At 38.9% G+C, this 1,395-nt stretch carries 1 protein-coding gene; it reads right to left on the minus strand.

The window, feature by feature from the left end:
• Nucleotides 1-34 precede the first annotated feature (34 nt).
• Nucleotides 35-1,117: an efflux RND transporter periplasmic adaptor subunit gene (locus A1QC_RS14750; protein WP_026025953.1), complete on the minus strand. Its 1,083-nt coding sequence runs from the start codon at nucleotides 1,115-1,117 to the stop codon at nucleotides 35-37.
• Between the last annotated feature and the right edge of the window lie 278 nt (nucleotides 1,118-1,395).

A 1,395-nucleotide genomic window follows, 5' to 3' on the forward strand; every position in this document is an offset into this window, starting at 1 on the left:
GTCGGTCGTTTTACCGACACATCAGATAACCACATTATTTTGCTCCTTGCTCAACAGCCTTATTAAGCTCAAGCTTGTTATCTTCAACAATATTCACTTTCAGCCCATCACGCATATTGACGAGGCCTTTGGTTACAATCTTTTGCCCAATATTCAAACCGGTTTCTACGACGATTTTATCTTCGATACGAGCACCTAAGGTGATTTCTGTACGAATAACTTTATTATCTTCAATTACATAGACAAAACGTTTTGTACCTGAATATTCTAAGGCTTGTACCGGAATAATAGGTTTGTGGATTTCAGGGAAGTGAATAGTGGCTGACATCAACATGCCAGGTTTTAATTTATGGTCAGGGTTTGGAATATCAATACGAACAGGCACACTAAGCGTAGCATTGTTTACTCGGGTATTGATGTTCGTTACTTTGCCTTGGAATGGTTGGTCACCCCAAGCACGGCTTACCGTATTCACCGTCATACCCACAGAAATCTGAGATAAATATTTCTCTGGCACTTGAAGATCCAATCGCATACTTTCTAAGTTATCTAATGTAAACAACTCTTCATTATCAGTGACAGTTTTTCCTTTACTAAAGTCAATAAAACCAATGGTGCCAGCAAAAGGTGCTTTTAAAGTCAGGTAGGCGAGATCGGCCGTGGCTACATCAAATCGTGCTTTGGCAATATCCACACTGGCACGTTGTGCATCTAATTCAGTTTGAGTAATCGCATTTTTCTTCACAAGGCTTGCGTATTCTCTTTCTTTACGTCTTTCATCGTTATAATAAGCACGCGCTTCATTTAAAGTTGCTTTGGCTTTCGTGCTATCAAGAGTGATCAGTGGTTGCCCAGCTTTTATTTCTTGATTAGATTGCACCAATATTTTTTCTACACGCCCAGAGACTTCGGGCTTAATAAGTACAGACTCTTGAGCCACTAACTTGGCAACTAAAGTTAAGCTCTGCTGAACATCATGCATTTCGACAATCTGCGCGCCAACAGGGACAGAAGGAATAGACGTTGGTTTTTTCGGTGTGGCGGCATTGGCTAAATGATAAGAGGATACAAAAATAGTGAAAGCCAATCCCAGAGTCCTGGATATTTTTTTATTCATAACATCAATCCATTTGAGTTTTTAATTATTCTATCAGCACAATCGTCAATAAGCGTAAAGCAGTGTAAATATCAATGGAATATATTCATTTATCATATTGGTAAAAGGCTTGTCTTTTATTGACTCAATTTTTCATCATTTTGTTCAATAAAATGCCACTAAAACACCCATTTGCTCGAAAACTCAACACTCAATCAATTATTTAAAAAAATCCCTTTACAGCTTTTAAGAGTTTGCTATTATCCCCCCCGCACTTGTGGAGGGGTTCCCGAGTGGCC

Source organism: Vibrio rumoiensis 1S-45 (assembly GCF_000286955.2).
In the GTDB taxonomy this organism is placed as follows: Bacteria; Pseudomonadota; Gammaproteobacteria; order Enterobacterales; family Vibrionaceae; genus Vibrio; species Vibrio rumoiensis_A.

Coding starts and splice junctions, on each gene's coding strand:
- A1QC_RS14750 (WP_026025953.1), bottom strand. CDS start 1,117: ATGAATAAAAAAATATCCAGGACTCTGGGATTGGCTTTCACTATTTTT.